Source organism: Ectobacillus sp., from assembly GCF_056992975.1.
In genome coordinates this window covers 1-3,047 of the sequence record NZ_JBXKMX010000172.1, presented here as the reverse complement: position 1 = coordinate 3,047, position 3,047 = coordinate 1, and the positions used below count along the sequence as shown (strand labels likewise).

Sequence of the window (3,047 nt, the reverse complement as noted above, 5' to 3'; positions counted from 1 at the left end):
TACCTGTTGAAGCACAAATCACTGTTTGGCTTCCTTCTTCTTTTGCCTTTGCTACTGCCATTACCATCCCGCGATCTTTAAAAGATCCCGTCGGATTCGCACCTTCAATTTTTACATATAGGTCAATGCCCCACTCTTTTGATAATGTATCTAGATGCACAAGTGGAGTGTTCCCTTCGTTTAATGTAAGCTCTGGTGTTTGTTCTGTTACTGGTAAAAATTCCTTATAATGTGATAATAGACCCTTCCACATCATTTTTCATCTCCCTCAATTCGATAGCTTGCCTTCACACATTTTACTGCTTCTACGCGGTTTAATGCAGCTAGCAATGCGTTATAATTTGCAAGTGTTACACGGTGTGTAACGATTACGATTTCTGCAGTTCCTTTTTCCTCAAGCGGCAATTGAATAATTTTTTCAAAACTTGCTTCATTTTCAGAGAATAGGGAGGTTACTTTTGCAAGAACGCCTATTTCATCCTTCACATGAAGCCGCAAGAAATATTTAGTAAATATTTCTGTATCATTCTTCAAGATTTTCGGATATTGCGCAGTTATTGCGCTCGTTCCGGTTACACCCAGAAGCATATTTTTAATAACAGCTACAAGATCAGAGACGATGGAGGTAGCCGTCGGCAAGCTTCCTGCTCCTGGTCCGTAAAACATCGTTTCTCCTACTGCTTCCCCGTGAATATACACGGCATTGAATTCGTTTTGTACGGATGCGAGTGGATGATGATTCGGAAGAAGTGTCGGCTCTACGCTAACTTCTAGCTTATCTCCATCACGTTTTGCAATGCCGATTAGCTTCATCGTATACCCAAGATCTGTACTATACGCTAAATCCTCTTCTGTAATGGATGTAATGCCCTTTACTTTTACATCGGCAAGCTCTACATGTGTCGAAAAACCAAGTGATGCAAGAATCGTCATTTTACGAGCTGCATCTAGCCCCTCTACATCTGAGGAAGGATTCGCCTCTGCAAACCCGAGCGCCTGTGCTTCCTTCAACACATCATCGTATGCTTTTCCTTCCTTCGACATTTTCGTTAAAATGAAATTTGTCGTTCCATTGACAATCCCCATCATTTTCGTAATACGATCAGAAGAAAAGCCTTCGACGATGCTTCGAAGAATTGGAATCCCACCAGCAACACTTGCTTCGTAAAATAAATCACAATGATTCTCCATTGCCACGGCTAGAAGCTCTGCACCGTACTGAGCCATTAAATCTTTGTTAGCTGTCACAACATGCTTACCATTAGTAAGAGCTGTAAGTACATAATCGTATGCGTGCTTCAAGCCGCCCATAACTTCAATTACAATATCGATATCTTTATTATAAATGATGTCATTTACATCAGTGGTTAAAATCGTCGGGGTAATGCGGACGTCCCGCTCTTTATTTATATTTTGTACAAGTATCTTTGCAATACTTACAGGACAGCCAAGTTGATGACGTAACCGGTCTTGATGGTCCTCAATAATTTTGACCACTCCACTACCGACTGTGCCGAGCCCTAACAATCCTACCTTTATCTCTTTCACTGATCGTCCACCCCTATTTCTATACTGTGTTTTTCTGATTCTTACAGTTTGTTAGATTTTTATACCTTCCATAAAGAAATATACTAAAAGAATTACTTTATAGAAGTTTCACTTTATATGCAATTATATAAGCTGAAAATTTAAAAAACAACGTTTTATGAAATTTCAGAATCATTTTGTGTCATTTTTTGTAGTTTACATTCTTTTAAAAACATATTTCTGAAAAATAGGCATACTTCTCCATAAAAAAAGTGAAAACAGTTTACACCGTTTTCACCGCTTGCTTCTCATTAAATTTGATAGGGTGTTTCTTGATACACGTAATAGTTTAACCAATTGGAAAAGAGCAAACTACCATGACTTCTCCAAGCGACGTATGGATTTTGCTTTGGATCATCATTCTTGAAATAATGCTGCGGCATAGAAATTGGAATACCGCGGCTTATATCTCGTTCGTATTCTAATTTCAGCGTATCACGAGCATATTCACTATGACCGAGAACAAAAACATTTTTCCCACCACGATCTGCAACGAGATGTACCCCTGCTTCTTCTGATTGTGCTAGCAGTTGCAGCTCTGGTATACGTTTAATATCTTCCGCTCGTACTTCCGTATGGCGAGAGTGCGGCGCAAAAAACTGCTCGTCAAACCCTCTGATTAGATTTACATGTTGTCCCTGTAGTTCGTGTTGAAAAACACCAAACATCTTTTGCTCTAGCGTATATTTCGGAACGCCGTAATGATAATATAAGCCAGCCTGTGCACCCCAGCAAATGTGAAGCGTAGATGTAACATTCGTTACAGAAAAATCCATAATACGCTTTAGCTCATCCCAATAGTCTACATCCTCAAATGGCATAAGTTCTACAGGAGCACCTGTAATGATGAGCCCATCAAATCGCTGGTTCTCTACATCACGAAAAGTCGAATAGAAGCTTGTAAGATGATCTTGTGACACATTTTTAGATGTATGCGATGCCATGTGTAAGAATTGCACATCTACTTGAAGCGGTGTATTCCCAAGTAATCTTAATAGCTGTGCTTCTGTTTCTTGCTTCGTTGGCATTAGATTTAAAATTGCAATCTTGAGCGGTCGAATATCTTGTGAGAAGGCACGCTCCTTCGTCATGACAAAAATATTCTCGTTTTGTAAGATCTTACGTGCTGGCAAATCTTTATCCACAATAATGGGCATATTTCTTACCTCCAACCAAAGCTTGGTCTAGGTCAGCAATGTCTGCTTGTAACACAAAAAGGGCTGCCAACTCCTCAGGTGTATCGTATTTATGCGTTGTGCTTTGATACAGTGATAGCATACGTGATTCTCCGCTTTTAGGCGTGTAGCCTCCTTGATCACAGATAGTTCCTTTGTTCCATGTTTCCCCCATGCTCTTCACCCTCTCTATTTTTTAAAATAAAAGGGCTGCTTCCTACCCTAAAGGTAAAAGAAGCAACCCGAACTCGCACATGGCTGAATATCTCTTATCTCCCAGAGTAC

At 40.0% G+C, this 3,047-nt stretch carries 4 protein-coding genes; all 4 read right to left on the bottom strand.

Annotation, left to right across the window (positions count from 1 at the left end):
* Positions 1 to 256: pyridoxal-phosphate dependent enzyme (locus AC11ZT_RS07890; protein ID WP_484059075.1), on the bottom strand; the 256-nt coding region annotated here is incomplete at its 3' end.
* Complete coding sequence (locus tag AC11ZT_RS07885) at positions 253 to 1,548, bottom strand: homoserine dehydrogenase (RefSeq protein ID WP_484059074.1); 1,296 nt, start codon at positions 1,546 to 1,548, stop codon at positions 253 to 255. The genes AC11ZT_RS07890 and AC11ZT_RS07885, both read right to left, overlap by 4 nt.
* 290 nt (positions 1,549 to 1,838) lie before the next feature.
* The gene (gene metA, locus AC11ZT_RS07880; RefSeq protein ID WP_484059073.1) at positions 1,839 to 2,744 is read right to left on the bottom strand and encodes a homoserine O-acetyltransferase MetA; all 906 of its coding nucleotides are present in this window, start codon (positions 2,742 to 2,744) and stop codon (positions 1,839 to 1,841) included.
* On the bottom strand, positions 2,725 to 2,937 hold the full coding sequence (locus tag AC11ZT_RS07875) for a hypothetical protein (RefSeq protein WP_484059076.1): 213 nt from the start codon (positions 2,935 to 2,937) through the stop codon (positions 2,725 to 2,727). Before AC11ZT_RS07875 ends, metA begins: the two co-directional genes overlap by 20 nt.
* Between the last annotated feature and the right edge of the window lie 110 nt (positions 2,938 to 3,047).

Excerpts from the sequence above, each read along its gene's own strand:
- metA (WP_484059073.1), bottom strand. The coding sequence starts at position 2,744 with ATGCCCATTATTGTGGATAAAGATTTGCCAGCACGTAAGATCTTACAA.
- AC11ZT_RS07875 (WP_484059076.1), bottom strand. The coding sequence starts at position 2,937 with ATGGGGGAAACATGGAACAAAGGAACTATCTGTGATCAAGGAGGCTAC.